Genomic DNA, 16091 nt, shown 5'->3' with positions numbered 1-16091 from the left:
AATTAACAACATCATACGCTTAAAAAACCAAACTGTAAAGGATATTGTCTTAAGTATTCTGAATCCTTTTTTGCAAATATTCCTTTGCAAGACGTGACAAAAGCCGTTCATCCTCATAGGAAGCGCTTCCTTCACAATCCGCAAAAAGATCCTGCATGTCTTCCCATTTAAGCATAGATATCCCCTTAACATTTTCCAGGCCATCCTGGCGGTGAGGCAAAAACTGCTTCAAAGTATTAGTGTTAGATTGATACTCTTTTACTGCTTTTACACCTTTTGGCGAATGTTTTTCATCTAGGATTAACAGGGAAAAATAAAAATCCTTGCCATTGGCATAATCCGAGCCAATATCGATATTCCGCAGCACCTGATTCCGAGATTCATTCCTGCTCGTGGCCATCTCTATATCTCTTTTATATTTCACTTCCATAAACCAAACAAACTTATCATTTTCCAGCATGACATCAATCTCAGATTCCCTTTCAGGCAGATCATAAGACACCGGCGGGCTGAATTTTTTCCATAAGGATATTTTCATGTCCTCCACAAGATCATCGCGCATTTCGCCAAAAGACTGATAGAAAAGTTTCGGCAGCCATAAGTCTGGATCTATTTTTTGCAGTGTCCGGAAGGCGTTCCATGTCATGGCATCCTCACTATTCTCACTACGAATGGCTTCGAGCTTAGGGCCTCTCATTTTTCCGAATACCCGGTTATATTTATCTATGATGATATTTTCCTTGTAGCTGTCATATACCAATACGCCCGATTTTGAGATACTTCCTTTAGCATTCATCCGTCCTTCCCCCCTTTACCAAAAATATTCGGTCTTTTTTATAAATATCCTCTTAAAAAATATCCCTGTCACCATTTTGACAGAGAATCACCTTACCTTTTAGCTATTTCTATCAACTCTTTTAACTCATTGGTAAAGCCTTTTACAGCCCGATCACCAACTACCGTTACCGGAACTCCCAGATAGCCGAATTTTTCGACTTCCTTTTGATAGTTCGGGCTTTCTGCTACATTCCTGGACTCAAACGTAATGCCTTCTTCCGTCAGCACCTTTTTTACCATAGTGCATTCTATACAGTCGTTTGTCGTGTAGACAATCACCTTTTTCCCCATTTTCTGTCTCTCCTCGACGATTATTTATCAAAAAAAATAAGCTCTGCTTGAAGTGTGTCGTTTACATGTAGGATTCCGAACGAATATTGTTTCTGTCTCCGCTTATCCGTAGGGGAACCCGGGTTCAATAAAAGGATTCCTTGGTCATATTTATGGACTGGAATATGGGAATGACCAAAAATAATACAGTCGAGCTGCTCTCCCTTAAATGCTTCCAGGGCTCTTTTTTCAGTCGTCTTTCCTGTTCCGTGTCCATGAACAACGCCAATTTTAAACCCTTTTTCCTCGATCATCAACTTGTCTGGAAATTTTGTTTGTATGTCCTCACCATCCACATTGCCATACACTCCAGCCACTTTTCCGAACGACGCTAATTGGTGATAAACCTCCAAGGTCTGCCAATCTCCAGCATGAATAATAAGGTCTGCCTCTTTTAGTTCTTTGGTGAGTCTGTCAGGGAGTTCTTTTGCACGTTTTGGCATATGTGTGTCAGAAAGAACAATTATTTTCATTGCAATTACCTCAGGTAATAATTGATACATTTTATTATACATTCAACATACCCATTTGGACAAAGCAGCGTATAAATCGAAGTATTATTGTTCTGCAGAAAACGCTTACAAAAAATCGAGAAATGTCTATTCCTGCGCTTTCCCGAGCAATAATTCCCCATAATCATAGTCTCCTTTATGCCTGCCAAGTAAATTGAACCTTGATAGTAATGGATTTATGAGAATGGTAAGACTTTACCTCTAAAAAAATAATAAAAAAACACAAATTGCATAGTTTGTCAATAATTGTATTTTGGTGTCTTTTAACACAATATTTCCTGTACTCTTGGGAAAGAATATTTCCCTTTCCTTCAAAAAAAATAGGGCTGAATCCATATACTCAGCCTTGTTGATATTCAATGTTGTGCAGTTTGAATATTCACCAAGTTATCCTGGTTAAGGAAGCTTCTTAACTTATTTGGCACCCGGGTTTTTTCCCTTGTTTTCGTATCAATTGTCGCAAGGATAATTTCAGCTGCCGCAGCCAATTCGTTTTCGCCGGTTACCATTTTTTGCAGCAAGGTAAAACTTGTATTTCCGACCCGTTCAAGACTTGTTGTAATCCTGAGTTTTTCGTTATTCCAAATTTCCCGACGGTAGTCGACTTCAATGTGTACCACTACTGCATGTACTTCTAGAGAGGAACAAAATCGGTACCATTCCTTGCGTGCGTCATCGAGATACTCAAAAAGCTTCACATTGCTGACATGGCCTTTCTCAGTCTTTGCCACCGTCTCCCACTCCGTATACGCCATCCTAATCCCACCTTGCCTATTATAAACTACATTATAACAAAAAGTGGAATACACAAGCAGAGACTATTAACATATTAAAATTTGTTTCTGTAAATCTTACCGTAACAAAGTCCCAGTAAGGTAGTTGAGGAATACATGGGTACCCAGCTTCACTGTTGTTTGGACTTGAGTGTCTTTAAGGGGATCAAGGCAAACGATGTCCATGGTGTTTACTTTAGGGTGCCGGCCAGCTGCAAGTACTCCTTCAAGCAATTCGGCAGCAGTCATGCCTCCTGGTGTGGAGGCTGGAACACCAGGGGCATAGGCGATGTCTAAGACGTCCATATCCACCGTCAAATAAATCGTGTCAACTTTAGCCGCCAACTGTTCCAGACATATCCCAACAGCCGTCTCGATGCCTAGTTTTCTCGCCTGTTTTAAGGTCACGTAATGAACACCTGTTTTATCAGCATATTCCTTTAAATCTCTGGTATTGAAAAATCCATGCAGGCCGATGTTATAAATATTGGTTGCTTTTACGGTGCCGCTTTCAATCAGGTTTCGCATCGGCGTGCCGTTGGACGGGCCATTATCGGTTAAATCCCGCAGATCAAAATGGGTATCAAACTGAAGGATCCCTATTTTCACTCCAGGCTTAGCCCGCTTCCATCCTTTTACCATCATCGCCGTAATCGAGTGATCGCCTCCGATTCCGCAGATTTTCGCCTTTGGGAAGCGGCCATGCAGCATGGAGGAAGCTTCAACAATATTGTCATGGCAACGGCTGATATCGGTCACATGCATGGGAACGTCCCCTGCGTCCACTGCGGTTATTTCCGCCAAGTCCGTATCTTCCTCCAGATGATAAGTGGAAAAGGATTTCCAGGACCGGCGAAAATGATCGGGAAATTCCGAGGCCCCTGATGCGCTAATTGAGGAACGGGAAAGCGGGACTCCCACTACCAATACATCCGCTTTTTCCGCCAACGAGACATCGCTGGATTCGTTTGTCAATGGCTGTATCCATTCATGGACCTTTGAAATCCTCTTTCCCTTATCAGGCCGAACCCAAATAAATCCTGGTGGGTTAAGGACTATACTCTTCAATCAGCTTCCCTCCTTTCACTACGACATGGCCATTTTTTACAACCGTATCCGTATGATTAACCCCGTACAAGTATTGCAGTTTTATATAATTCTCGACATTAAAAATAGTTATATCCGCCTTCTTCCCCACTTCCAAGCTGCCAATTTCATGGCCGCGGTTAATCGCGTGTGCTGCATTAATCGTGGCCGCTGTTATGACTTCAGCCGGGGTCATCCCCATTTTTAAACAACCAAAGTTCATGATAAATGGCATAGAGACCGTTGGGGATGAACCGGGATTGCAATCCGTTGCCAGTGCGACCGGCACGCCCAGGTCAATCATTTTTCGGGCATCCGCTGATTCCGCCATTAAAAAATATGCCGTGCCCGGCAGCAATACGCCTACTGTCCCTTTCTCAGCCATCTGGCGCAGCCCTGTCTCCGAGGCCTTTAACAGGTGGTCCGCTGAAATGGCCCCGACCCTTGCCGCTAGCTCTGCTCCTTGGTACGGTTCAATTTCATCCGCATGGATTTTGGGAAGCAGGCCATAGTTTTTTCCTGCTTCAAGAATGGTCCGCGATTGTTCTGGGGTAAACACCCCTTTTTCACAAAAAACATCATTAAACTCTGCCAGGCGGAGCTCCGACACCTTTGGAATCATTTCCTTGATTAATAATTGCACATACCTATCCGGATTTTGCTTATATTTCCTTGGGACGGCATGGGCTCCCATGAACGTGGCAATAACATCAATGGCATGTTGTTGATTTAACTTCTGCGCCACTTCCAGCTGTTTCTGCTCAGTTTCCCAATCCAAACCGTAGCCGCTTTTTGCTTCGACTGTCGTGACCCCGTGGAGCAAAAATTGGTTTAACCGTTCATACCCCTGTTGAAAAAGTTCCACATGTGTCGCAGCCTTTGTTTTGCTAGTTGTCGCATAAATCCCACCGCCGGCATTCATTATTTCCATATACGTTGCGCCTTGAAGCCGGAGATTAAATTCGTTTTCCCGGCTGCCGGCAAACACAAGATGAGTGTGCGGGTCGACTAACCCTGGTGTGACTAGTTTTCCACTTGCATCAATCAGATCGGCTCCATTCAAACGATTTTGATACTTGGCAGCCAGCTCTTCATCCTTGCCAATGTCCTTGATGACGCCCTCTTCAATCCAAACACTGCCCTTTTCAATAACGCCGAGGGCTGACATCTCCTCCTTAACCCGGGGAGCCTGCGAACTCCCTTGCAAGGTGATCAGCTGCGATGCTTTTCTGATAAAAAGTGGTTTCTTCATCCCTTCTGCCGCCCCTTCCGATTAATCTTGGTCCAGCATCGGCATTCTAATTCCTTTTTCTTTCGCCGTCTTAATAGCCAGTTCATAACCGGCATCCGCGTGCCGGACCACCCCTAAGCCAGGGTCGGTAGTCAGGACTCGCTCCAGCCGTACTGCTGCCTCTTTTGTACCATCGGCCACAATGACCATTCCGGCATGCTGGGAATACCCCATGCCAACCCCGCCGCCATGGTGGACGGATACCCAACTGGCACCGCCAACGGCATTAATAAGCGCATTAAGGATGGGCCAGTCAGAAACCGCATCACTGCCATCCTTCATTGCTTCCGTTTCCCGGTTCGGCGAGGCTACGGAACCAGCATCCAAATGGTCCCGGCCAATGACAATCGGAGCGGATACTTCTCCCAATGCCACCATTTTATTGATCATTTTGCCTAACCGGGCTCGGTCACCGTAGCCCAGCCAGCAGATGCGCGCCGGCAGACCTTGAAATTTAATTTTTTCTCCAGCCATGCGAATCCATTGGCATAAATGAGCATCATCCTTAAATTCCCTAAGGATGGCCTGATCAATTTTTCGAATATCCTCCGGATCGCCTGAAAGTGCCGCCCAGCGGAACGGGCCTTTTCCTTCACAAAACAGCGGGCGGATATAGGCTGGTACGAAACCTGGGAAATCAAAAGCATTCGCAACGCCTTCATCTTTGGCCATTTGACGGATGTTGTTTCCATAATCAAACGTAACTGCGCCATTTTTCTGCATATGGAGCATCGCCTTGACGTGTTCAGACATGCTTTGTTTGGCCAGCTTTACATATTGAACAGGATCTTCCTTCCGTAACTTGGCCGCAGCGTCTAGTGTAAAACTTGCGGGGATATATCCGTTTAAAGGGTCATGGGCGGAGGTTTGGTCGGTTAAGGTGTCGGGGGTAAATCCTTTGTCAATCATGATTGGCAGGAGTTCCGAAGCATTTCCCAGGAGCCCAATTGACAAGTGTCTGCCGGCCGCCTTTGCTTCTTGGGCCAATCTTAATGCCTCATCAAGTTCCTTTGTTTTCACGTCCAAATAGGCTGTTTCAATTCGCCTATCAATTCTCGTTTCATCCACTTCCACTGCAATGCATACCCCTTCATTCATGGTAATCGCCAATGGCTGTGCGCCGCCCATTCCACCAAGTCCGGCGGTTAAGGTAATCGTATGTTTTAAAGTGCCAGCGAACTTCTGCCGGGCGAGTTCGGCAAAGGTTTCGTACGTCCCCTGTACGATTCCCTGACTGCCGATATAGATCCAGCTGCCAGCCGTCATTTGCCCGAACATGATCAGCCCTTTTCGGTCGAGCTCGTGAAAATGCTCCCAGGTAGCCCATGCGGGTACAAGGTTGGAGTTGGCGAGAAGGACCCGTGGTGCATCTTTGTGTGATTTAAAAACGGCCACTGGCTTTCCGGATTGAATCAGCAATGTTTCCTCATTTTCTAGCTCGAGCAGGGTTTGAACAATTCGATCATACGCCTCCCAGTTCCGAGCGGCTTTCCCAATGCCACCGTAAACTACCAAATCCTCTGGCCGTTCTGCCACTTCCGGGTCCAAATTGTTCATCAGCATTCGCAATGCCGCTTCTTGTATCCATCCCTTTGCATGAAGCTGGGTTCCCTTATAGCTTTTAATGACCCTTTGTTTGTTAGGCTTTTCCCCCACTTCCGATCCCTCCCTCGGTTATTTCAGGCCCTGTTATTGAATATTGATTTTTCTGTGTTTGAAAAATAAGCGGAAAAATTTCGTTTAAATTGGGAAATACCCGTATTTCCTTAAAATAGAAGTAATATCGATTAACGACTGTACGCTCCAAAAAATCGCCAATACGGTCGTTAATCGCCTTTATTAGCGACCGTACACTCGAAAAAATCACCAGTACGGTCGTTAATCGCCCTTATTAGCAACCGTACACTCAGAAAAAGCGCCATAACGGTCGTTAATAGCCATTTATTAACGACCGTACGCTCGGAAAACTCGCCAGAACGGTAGCTAATACATATTACAGAATCCCATTTGATAAACGTAAGAAGGAAACAACAATCTCTACAAAAACTGTCTATTATTAAGAATATTAAAAATGTCATGAAAAAAGACACCTTCCTTCATGGATAGGTGTCTCAGTACTATCATAAAAATCTAGTTTACATAACAAGATTACCGTTTATTGTTATAATAGCTGAACCGGCAACCTCGATAATGGCTGATTCTTGTTTTGGTGTGACAGTGACAAACAGCGTACCAGGACGGCCCATGGCATGCCCTTGGCCAATTTTCAACTGATGTTTTTGATTTTTGGCAATGATTCCTTCCAGATAGAAATAACCTGCCAATGCTCCATTAGCAGAACCGGTAACAGGATCTTCGTTAATTCCGACTCCCGGGCCAAACCCTCTAGTATACACATCAAATTCCTCATTTGTATCAAATGTAAATAAATGTGTGGTAGAGATTTGGTATTCTCGGTTCATGGCTGCCAGCTCCTTTAGCATGGGTTCAGCGGATTCGATCGCCTTGCGGGACTTAACCGGTACAAGGAGATGGTTGTTACCGGTATTCCCTATCTTGATCAGGTATCGATCATCTAATTCCTTTGCATCAATCCCGATTAGTTCCGCCATTCTTTGGCTATCAAACTGAGATTCTTTGACACTTGGAGCATTCTGAGTCATTGAAACTCGAACCAACTGATCATCCTCCATGATCCATTTTACTGGAATAAGTCCAATATTGGTTTCAAAAATCACCTGATCATTTTTTTGAAGATAATCAAATTCTGTTGCAAGCAGCCAGGAGAGACCGACTGTTGCATGGCCACAAAAGTTAATTTCTTCTGTTGGTGTAAAAAAACGCACTTTGAAGTCGGCTTCCGGATGCTCTGAGGGCATCAAAAAGGCCGATTCCGGCAAACTTAACTCATTGGCAATTTTCTGCATTTCATTTTCTGTTAATTTTTCCGCCTCCAGCACCACTCCTGCAGGATTTCCCGAAAACGGTTCGGATGTAAAAGCATCAATATGATAAACTGGAATTTTTCTCATTTCATCCCTCCAAAAATATCATTCAGTCCTCCTGATTATAGCCTAAAGACAAATTAATTCGCATAACCATTTCTATGTATAGATACCGGGTATTAAATATTTCTTAATGACAACCAGAATCTGCTCCTGTTTGTTCGTTATAAACAACTACCTATTCACCAATAGGTATCAATTTTCCTGTGTATTCCAAGTGGATGACATAAAAAAAGCTGGCATCAGATACCAGCCCCAATTGTCCTCCACAGGCGGACAAAACTTGGGAAATATTCGATCATAGTGCCTGACTCCAGCTATCTTTTAGAATTAGTTCTTGTTCAATATGGCTCGCGCGAATGCCGAATCGAGGTGTAATCTTATCCATTCTCTCCCCCAGCAGGACCTTTATGGCGAGATATGGGAAGTTGATGCCGGAAAGGCAGCTGATATGAAGCCCGCCGCTCATTCTTGGATTGATTTCCAGCAGTTTCGGTACACCCTGATTGTATTTCACCTGAATATTGAAGACATACGGGACTTTATAAACGTCATGAAAAGCCTGTGCCATCTCCATCAGCCCACGGTGATCGACAAGCTCCCTTACCCGGCCGTCCCCCTTCATCCTTGGGATGGCCGCAAATAATTTTTCTTCCGAGGCCAAACAATCGATGCTATATTCGCGCCCCTCCAAATACTCAAGAACCATCAGGTCCGGAAAAGAAGCCTGCTGGCTTAAAATATCACAAGCATAGTTATAAGGAATCCGGTACCCCGTGGAATAACCGAAAAGCTGTTCGATGGAATCTTTTTTCTCCTTAATGACCCGGAACCCGGCAGCCCCTTCACCGATAACCGGTTTAAAACACACTTTATGGCCTTTCTTTTTCAAAGACTCATAAGCCCGCTTAAAATCTTCAAGATTGTTCACAACATGATAGTCGGGGATTGAAAAAAGCGATAATTCAGGTCTGGAAGTAAATTCTTTATATACTGCCGCCTTATTTTCCATCATGTCCATCAGTTTAGAATCAGGGCAGACAAGAACTTTGACCCCCAGGGCTTCAAACTTTTCCAGCCGTTGCGAAATCAGGACATTTTCCTTATGGGGAATAAAAATATCAATGCCATGCGTTAAGCAAAAATCAAGGCAAAAATCGATATAGGCATCCCCAGAAAGATCCGGTTCGATAAAGGCATGATCGCAATTTTGTAAATACAGCGCGTCAGGATTCGGATGGGAACCATAAATAGTAAAGTTACGGTGATCTTCATTCTCGCGAATCATTTCAATATAATGTAAAACTGTTGTAAACCATCTGTTAAACCAAATTTTCATGCTAAACCTCTTTCGTGTTGAAATCCAATATATACCAAACAAGTTTATATTATAATCAAATACTATTGGAGAATGCAAATTACGACAAAAAAAACCGTTCCGATTGTGGCGGAAACGGGTGTTATTCTTTTTTTAAATATCAAACCAAAACAGGACGGTTATTGATTCTGGAGGCAAATTCCATGATGGCCTTCAAATCGATTTCCGATAGATCCTTTGTCACTCCGTCGACCCTTTTGACGACATGCCGCTCAAAAAAATTCATTCTTGATACAAGCAATTCCCCACCGAATAATCCCATGGCCACGGAGTTTTTTCTCAATTCGGTTGGAAATGCATGATTGAATTGTTCAATGGCGATATCTCCTTTTCGCATGCAGCATAAAAATAAGCCAATGTCCTTTTCCAACAAAACATCATGATATTTTTCGATAAAGTGTTTCATTTTTCCTTGGATTTCCCCTGCATGAATTGATCCCCCAATGATTACCGTATCAAATTCCTCCGGATCGAATAAAACCTTATCTCGCCTTAAGTCAACGGCCAACACTTCCCCTTCCAAGTTTTCACTTAAGATTCGTGCCGCTTTTTCCGCAGTACCATGGGATGAGCAATAAACAATCAATGTTTTCATATCCCCTGCTCCTCCTTCATCAAAATGGCGAAGACATTCTTATCATGATTATTTCACTCCTATTATACTTCCTGTTCACTCGCTTTTACCGAAAGGCAATTGGCAATATTATGACAATTACGCCGTAGGATCGGTTTTGAAACCTGTCAAATAGCACTGCTGACTTGGCCTAGGAATATATTGGAATGAACTAATGAAAGAGGTGGAAATATGAATTTTCCCTTCATTTTGGCCGGACCGATTCTTAGGAGGGTTGAGCCAACCAAGGTTTACATTTGGCTTGCCACAAGCAAAAATGCCGATATTACTGAGGAATTTTTCAAAGTGACAGAAAATAACCCCTACGAAAAATTGGAAACCGTATCGGAATGCAAAACGATCCAAGCAGGTAAGAATCTATTCATTCACTTAATTGGTATCAAGCCTTCCAGCGATCCATCTTTTCCGCTCAATACGCTTATTGGATATAATCTCCATTTTCTTCGTTCCAAAAAGAGCCGCGATTTGGCCCGCCTTTTTGCAGACCAGTCGTTGACCTATGGAGATTTGCAATACCCCACCTTTCAGATACAGGCAGACAAGCTACCTTCCTCTTTTTTGTATGGGTCGTGCCGGAAACTTCATGGAGAAGGAGATGATAGGTTAGTTAAAGGGGATTCTATTTTGGAAGAACATGCGGCCAGTTTAGACTCCCGCCCAACAGCCCTGTTTTTAACGGGGGACCAAATTTATGCCGACAACGTGGCACACCCGATTATCCGCGTGTTATCCAAACTTGGGAAAGCATTACTCGGCACACGGGAGCCGCTCGAAAAAGTGGAGCCGCGTTTGGGAAAGGAAAGGTCCCGGAGTGCCAGAAGCCAAATTAATGGCCGCAAGGAAATCATCAAAGATTTCTGCCATTTCACCACGGACAATCCTGAAAATCATTTAATGGAGCTGGGTGAATATGCGGCGATGTACTTGCTTTCCTGGAGTCCTGCGCTTTGGAAAACCGCCCATCAATATGGCTTATTTCAAACGTTTGAAGTAGCCGATGCGGAAAATCAAATTTATTACGATTCCCCCTTCGGTGTGGGTTTACCCGGTTTGGATTCTTTGCAGAAACGGAAGCTAAAGACTCAGTACAACAACCAACAACAAGCCCTGGTTTCTTTTCAACAAAACCTGCATAAGATTCGCAGATTGCTAGCCAATATCCCGGTTTATATGATATTTGATGACCATGATATTACCGATGACTGGAACATTACTGCCAGCTGGAAAGACCAAGTGTCCCGCTCCCCATTGGGACGGCATGTGATTGCCAATGGATTGACTGCCTATTGGATGTTTCAAGGCTGGGGCAATGATCCTGATTCATTTGGGGAAGAATTTTTGGAAATCATGCAATCTCACTTTCTCTCACTAAAACGAAGAAACAAGGATTCGGGTTATGAAAAATGGGTCCGTACTGTTTGGGAGTTTGATTCGTGGCATTATATCGCACCGACCTCTCCAGAAGCGGTATTTTTAGACACACGGACACAGAGGGAATACAAATCGCACACAAAATCAACCAGTACTGCTCCTTTTAAATTCGAAAATGAAGCTGTGCCGGAGCTGGTGAATCAAATGTCGTGGAACCAAGTAACCAAAAAATTGGATGCAAGCGGTTGGGTAAGCCATACACCGTTAATGGTGGTTTCGGCTACGCCGGTATATGGCATGGGGTTGATTGAGTCTTTTTTGCATAATTATGTCTACCCTTTTCGGGCCATTGGGATAGACGTCGAAACTACTTTCGATTTTGAGGCATGGAAGTATAACGGGAAAGGTTTTACCGAGTTTTTAAAACGGGCGGCCGATTGGGGTGCTTCGCCATGCATTATTTTATCAGGCGATGTCCATTTCGCTTCGGAAGTTAAAGCACAGGTCACCTTCCATGATGGCGAGCAGCTTTCCATCCATCAGGTCACCAGCAGTCCTCTGAAAAATAGGAGTTTTTCCGGAATCTGGGGCATGCTGATGAAGGCGGTCATTACGTCGAATGCCGCCAAACGGAAGAATAAACAAATCCATCGTATCTGCCGGCCAGATTATGAAATTATCCATGTTGAACCTGAACATTCAGAGCCTTTTATTTGGAAGGACCAATTAGCCTATCAATTTATAGAAGAGGATTCGATTATGGTAACGAATAACAATCTCGGGCTTTTGGTGGTTAGTGCTGAACAAATCAAAAACACCGTCATAACTTAAACGAGAGTTATGATGGTGTTTTGCGAGAGTATTCCGGCTTCATCCGAGAGTAATCTCTTGTTATCCGAGAGTTATTTGCTTTGCGAGAGTATTCCCGCCTCATCCGAGAGTTAGTCTGTCCTGCCAGAGTATCCTGTTCACCATTTATTAGTTAATTTACAAAAATTTTGTAATTCAATTGTAACAAAGAATCTGACTTATAGTACAATTGAGGGGTAGTGGATATTTTTCTGGGGGGTTTTTATGAATCGCCTTACCGACCATTTGATTATTATTTCATTTGATTGTCTTTCAGCTTTAGACTTTCCTATTCTGCAAGATTTGCCTCACTTTCAGGACATTTTAAATCAGGGTGCATTAGTAAAGCATGTGGAAACGATCTATCCGTCCGTGACCTATCCTTGCCATGCGACCCTGGTCACCGGCAATTATCCAAACCGGCACGGCGTGGTCAATAATACACTGCTGCAGCCTGGCAGGCCTTCACCCGATTGGCACTGGTACCGAAGCTCAATTCGCGGCACCACGATTTACGATGAAGCCAAAAAGGCCCACATGACAACCGCGGCCCTGCTTTGGCCAATTACTGGAAAAGCGAATATTGACTACAACATGCCGGAGATTTTTCCTAACCGTCCTTGGCAAAATCAAATCTTGGTTTCACTCAGGAGCGGCACTCCCGGTTTCCAATGGGACTTGAATAAACGATTTGGCCATCTGCGCAACGGACTCAGCCAGCCCGAACTGGATGACTTTGTATTGGAAGCGGCCGTTGATACCATCGTGTCCAAAAAACCGAATCTAATATTGGTGCACTTTACCGATTTGGATTCCCAGCGCCATTATCATGGTTTCTCCAGTGAGGAAGCGCTCGCCGCAATCCGCCGCCATGACAATCGTCTCGGCCGGATTATCGAGGCATTAAAGGAAAGCGGCATCTATGAAAACTCCACCATTGCGATACTTGGAGACCATAGTGCTTTGGATGAAAACAAAGCCATCCATCTCAATTACTTGTTTCATAAACAAAATCTATTTACCACCAACACAAAAGGAAAAATTATCGATTGGAAAGCATACTGCAAAAGCTGCGATGGTTCCGCTTATATTTACTTGAACGACCCGAACGACACGATCACCTATAGGGCGGTCAAACAACTGCTTTTCTCCTTGCTGAAAAACCCTGAATCCGGAATGGAACAAGTGTTGACCGGCGAACAAGCCGCCAAAAAAGGCGCTGATGGCAATTGTGCCTTCATGGTCGAAGCAAAATGCGGCTATTATTTTTCAGAAGATTTCCAAGATGTTTTTATTAAAAAAGTCACACGTGAAGAGGCGTTCAGGGATAAAAAATATACGGTGGCCTGCCATGGTTACTCTCCCGAAAAAGAAAATTACGGAACCATATTTATGGCGGCAGGTAAAGGCATACATCCCGTCACGCTGCCCAGCATCCGGCTCATTGATGAAGGTCCCACTTTTGCCAGGCTCCTCGGTCTCAGTTTAGGTGACACGGATGGAAAAGTGATAGAAGAACTGTTAGATTTATCATCATATACTTGGGAGGAAATTGTATGAGCCGGTTATCCAAGCAAGAAAAAAGCTGGGTATTTTACGATTGGGCCAATTCCGCCTACTCGATTCTGATTACAACGGCTGTATTTCCACTGTATTTTAAAGCTGCGGCTAATTCTGCCGGATTGGCAGCGGCCGATTCAACTGCATATTGGGGCTATGCCAATTCCTTCGCCACCCTGCTGATTTCGATTTGCGCGCCTGTCCTCGGAAGCATTGCCGATTTCAAGGGACTGAAAAAACGCTTGTTTACTTTTTTCTTTGCGCTGGGTATCATTTTTACTTTTCTGCTGGCAGTTGTCCCCAGTAATCAATGGCTCCTTTTGCTCTTCTGTTATATGTTCACGGTGATTGGTTTTGGCGGCACCAATATTTTCTATGATGCCTTCCTCGTCGACGTCACGACGGAGGAAAGGATGAACAAAGTATCCTCCCGCGGATATGCGATGGGATATATCGGCAGTACGATCCCGTTTATTCTGGGCATCGCCCTGATTCTCTTATCGCAGCAAGAAATTCTGCCTTTTTCGGTTTCCGTCGCGAGCCAGATGGCCTTTGCCATCACGGCGTTATGGTGGGGGTTATTTACGATTCCGCTGTTAAAAAATGTCCAGCAGGTCTACTATAAAGAACCTGTCCCGAACCCGATTTCCAACGGCTTTAAACAGCTGTTTCAGACGTTTAAAAAAATTAAGCTGTACCGCCCTTTATTTCTATTTTTAATCGCTTATTTCTTTTACATTGACGGCGTCAACACCATTATCACGATGTCCACCGCTTACGGGTCTGATTTAGGGATTGATTCAACGAACTTATTGATTGTTTTGTTTGCCACTCAAGTTGTCGCCTGCCCGTTTGCAATACTTTATGGGAAGCTTGCCGATCATTTTAAAGCCAAGACGATGCTCTTGGTTGGCATTTTCATTTATATTGTGATTTGCACCTATGCTTATTTTTTAAAAACAGTGTTGGATTTCTGGATTCTAGCGATGCTGGTCGCTACTTCGCAAGGCGGGATTCAGGCGCTTAGCCGGTCTTATTTTGCCAAGCTGGTACCGAAGGAAAACGCGAATGAATTTTTCGGCTTTTATAGTATTTTTTATAAGTTTGCGGCGATCCTCGGTCCGTTTTTAGTCGGAGTAACAGCCCAGCTGACCGGCAATACAAACAGCGGCGTTTTCAGCCTAGTCATTTTATTTATCATCGGAGGCGTACTATTGCTGCGGGTACCCGACGCCCATTCAGTGCCAACTTCCAATTCCATTGCAAAATCATAACTTAAAGAAAAATGCACACGGGAAGTCGTGTGCATTTTTGTATGACGCAGGATTTACAGCACTTCCCCAAACAGATGAAGGACAGTTCAGCTCCTGCCGTGTGGTGTTTGTCCTTCATAACCCTTAAAAAACATTTTTTATCTTTGACGGAGTTTTTTTGTCGTTTATCGCCTTTATGAGAGACAATTCTTTCCTCTGTGGAGAAGTTTTGTCTTTCATTATCATTGGTGTATTCTATAAGGCTCCCAGCTTCGTGGTCGCCATTGCCGCTTTTTCATTGGCAAAATCAACATACTCTTTTAACATGTCATCGTCAGAAGGAGTTCCTTGATCATGAAAGCAACTAAGGATTGCGGCCATAAATGCATCCCCGGCCCCTGTTGTGTCAACGGCCTTCACCTTTCTGCCCGGAACCGTTATTTTTTTCCTATTATGTATGGCAATGGCGCCTTCACTTCCCATTGTTACAAAAAGATACGGAATGTTCCACTTTGTAATTCTTTTCAATCCATCTTCAACGGATGCTGTCTCCAAGAGAAAGCACAATTCCTCATCAGACATTTTGACAATATCCGCCCGCTCGATAAATGAACCTATCGTTTTCCTGCATTGCTCCTCGCTTTCCCAGCGTTTCAAACGGATGTTTGTGTCAAATGCCACAAATAAACGAGCATCCCTTGCATACTTTAATGCCTGTTCTGTTGTATTCCGAGCAGTATCATGAAAAAGAGTTCCTGAACCAAAATAAAAGATTCTCTTTCCCTGAAACCATTCCTTTTTCAGTTCCTTCTCTGACAAAAGTTCATCAGGAGTTGGGTTTTGATAGGAATGAAAATACCTGTCTCCTTTTTCATTCAAGTAAACGGTCACACTGCAGATCCGTTTCAAAACAGTCTGGACACAATAGTCAATATGTACGCCTTCTTTCCGCAATTCTCTTTCGACAAAGTGACTGTCCTCATCCGTTCCTAATTTCGTTACGTAATAAGAAGGAACACCCAACCGTCTGACCCCTGCCGCCACGTTAATGGTGGCCCCGCCTAAAAATGGCTGAAACTTACTGTTCGTTTGGTCCACCGATATATAATCAATAAAGGCATCCCCGAATATGATCGTTCCCTGACTACCCAAGTTAAATCCCCTCACAAATCAATTTCCATAAAGTATATCAAAAAAACAAGCACCCAAGTA

14 protein-coding genes are annotated in these 16091 nt (G+C 43.9%); 3 read left to right on the top strand and 11 right to left on the bottom strand.

All coding sequences use genetic code 11. The annotated features are described in order from the left end of the window. Window positions 1-49 precede the first annotated feature (49 nt). The 10 genes from ACY8D0_RS07275 to ACY8D0_RS07230 form a co-directional block, all read right to left on the bottom strand. Window positions 50-796 carry a hypothetical protein gene (locus ACY8D0_RS07275; RefSeq protein WP_462409808.1) on the bottom strand — a complete coding sequence of 249 codons (747 nt, stop codon included), beginning with the start codon at window positions 794-796 and terminating at the stop codon, window positions 50-52. Between the two features lie 92 nt (window positions 797-888). Next, complete coding sequence (locus ACY8D0_RS07270; RefSeq protein WP_462409807.1) at window positions 889-1128, bottom strand: glutaredoxin family protein; 240 nt, start codon at window positions 1126-1128, stop codon at window positions 889-891. 20 nt (window positions 1129-1148) lie between these two features. Further along, the gene (locus ACY8D0_RS07265; RefSeq protein WP_462409806.1) at window positions 1149-1640 is read right to left on the bottom strand and encodes a metallophosphoesterase family protein; all 492 of its coding nucleotides are present in this window, start codon (window positions 1638-1640) and stop codon (window positions 1149-1151) included. A 395-nt stretch (window positions 1641-2035) separates the two neighbouring features. Then, the gene (locus tag ACY8D0_RS07260; RefSeq protein ID WP_462409805.1) at window positions 2036-2434 is read right to left on the bottom strand and encodes an acyl-CoA thioesterase; all 399 of its coding nucleotides are present in this window, start codon (window positions 2432-2434) and stop codon (window positions 2036-2038) included. 96 nt (window positions 2435-2530) lie between these two features. Next, complete coding sequence (locus tag ACY8D0_RS07255; RefSeq protein WP_462409804.1) at window positions 2531-3520, bottom strand: agmatinase family protein; 990 nt, start codon at window positions 3518-3520, stop codon at window positions 2531-2533. Continuing rightward, complete coding sequence (hutI, locus tag ACY8D0_RS07250) at window positions 3501-4790, bottom strand: imidazolonepropionase (protein ID WP_462409803.1); 1290 nt, start codon at window positions 4788-4790, stop codon at window positions 3501-3503. The genes ACY8D0_RS07255 and hutI overlap by 20 nt, the downstream gene beginning before the upstream one ends. 21 nt (window positions 4791-4811) lie before the next feature. Then, window positions 4812-6485: a urocanate hydratase gene (gene hutU / locus ACY8D0_RS07245; protein WP_462409802.1), complete on the bottom strand. Its 1674-nt coding sequence runs from the start codon at window positions 6483-6485 to the stop codon at window positions 4812-4814. A 479-nt stretch (window positions 6486-6964) separates the two neighbouring features. Continuing rightward, window positions 6965-7861, bottom strand: a complete 897-nt coding sequence (locus tag ACY8D0_RS07240; protein ID WP_462409801.1) for a PhzF family phenazine biosynthesis protein — start codon at window positions 7859-7861, stop codon at window positions 6965-6967. A gap of 271 nt (window positions 7862-8132) precedes the next feature. After that, window positions 8133-9173, bottom strand: coding sequence for an ATP-grasp domain-containing protein (locus ACY8D0_RS07235; RefSeq protein ID WP_462409800.1), 1041 nt, complete (start codon window positions 9171-9173; stop codon window positions 8133-8135). Window positions 9174-9312: 139 nt separating this feature from the next. Next, window positions 9313-9807 carry a flavodoxin domain-containing protein gene (locus ACY8D0_RS07230; RefSeq protein WP_462409799.1) on the bottom strand — a complete coding sequence of 165 codons (495 nt, stop codon included), beginning with the start codon at window positions 9805-9807 and terminating at the stop codon, window positions 9313-9315. 210 nt (window positions 9808-10017) lie between these two features. On the opposite strand from ACY8D0_RS07230, the gene ACY8D0_RS07225 reads away from it, so the two are divergent. From ACY8D0_RS07225 to ACY8D0_RS07215, 3 genes are all read left to right on the top strand, one after another. Beyond that, window positions 10018-12048 carry a metallophosphoesterase family protein gene (locus tag ACY8D0_RS07225; protein ID WP_462409798.1) on the top strand — a complete coding sequence of 677 codons (2031 nt, stop codon included), beginning with the start codon at window positions 10018-10020 and terminating at the stop codon, window positions 12046-12048. A gap of 243 nt (window positions 12049-12291) precedes the next feature. After that, window positions 12292-13626, top strand: coding sequence for an alkaline phosphatase family protein (locus ACY8D0_RS07220; RefSeq protein WP_462409797.1), 1335 nt, complete (start codon window positions 12292-12294; stop codon window positions 13624-13626). Further along, complete coding sequence (locus ACY8D0_RS07215) at window positions 13623-14900, top strand: MFS transporter (RefSeq protein WP_462409796.1); 1278 nt, start codon at window positions 13623-13625, stop codon at window positions 14898-14900. The genes ACY8D0_RS07220 and ACY8D0_RS07215 overlap by 4 nt, the downstream gene beginning before the upstream one ends. A 234-nt stretch (window positions 14901-15134) precedes the next feature. Here the strand turns inward: ACY8D0_RS07215 and ACY8D0_RS07210 are convergent, their stop codons facing one another. Further along, window positions 15135-16031 (bottom strand): carbohydrate kinase family protein, encoded by an 897-nt coding sequence (locus tag ACY8D0_RS07210; RefSeq protein WP_462409795.1) that lies wholly within the window; start codon window positions 16029-16031, stop codon window positions 15135-15137. Window positions 16032-16091: the final 60 nt, after the last annotated feature.

It is taken from the genome of Neobacillus camarae, assembly GCF_054950115.1.
The sequence above is the reverse complement of the archived record's forward strand: the minus strand, read 5'-3'. Positions and strand labels throughout refer to the sequence as shown.

Coding starts and splice junctions, on each gene's coding strand:
- ACY8D0_RS07275 (WP_462409808.1), bottom strand. CDS start 796: ATGAATGCTAAAGGAAGTATCTCAAAATCGGGCGTATTGGTATATGAC.
- ACY8D0_RS07270 (WP_462409807.1), bottom strand. CDS start 1,128: ATGGGGAAAAAGGTGATTGTCTACACGACAAACGACTGTATAGAATGC.
- ACY8D0_RS07265 (WP_462409806.1), bottom strand. CDS start 1,640: ATGAAAATAATTGTTCTTTCTGACACACATATGCCAAAACGTGCAAAA.
- ACY8D0_RS07260 (WP_462409805.1), bottom strand. CDS start 2,434: ATGGCGTATACGGAGTGGGAGACGGTGGCAAAGACTGAGAAAGGCCAT.
- hutI (WP_462409803.1), bottom strand. CDS start 4,790: ATGAAGAAACCACTTTTTATCAGAAAAGCATCGCAGCTGATCACCTTG.
- ACY8D0_RS07240 (WP_462409801.1), bottom strand. CDS start 7,861: ATGAGAAAAATTCCAGTTTATCATATTGATGCTTTTACATCCGAACCG.
- ACY8D0_RS07235 (WP_462409800.1), bottom strand. CDS start 9,173: ATGAAAATTTGGTTTAACAGATGGTTTACAACAGTTTTACATTATATT.
- ACY8D0_RS07230 (WP_462409799.1), bottom strand. CDS start 9,807: ATGAAAACATTGATTGTTTATTGCTCATCCCATGGTACTGCGGAAAAA.
- ACY8D0_RS07225 (WP_462409798.1), top strand. CDS start 10,018: ATGAATTTTCCCTTCATTTTGGCCGGACCGATTCTTAGGAGGGTTGAG.
- ACY8D0_RS07220 (WP_462409797.1), top strand. CDS start 12,292: ATGAATCGCCTTACCGACCATTTGATTATTATTTCATTTGATTGTCTT.
- ACY8D0_RS07215 (WP_462409796.1), top strand. CDS start 13,623: ATGAGCCGGTTATCCAAGCAAGAAAAAAGCTGGGTATTTTACGATTGG.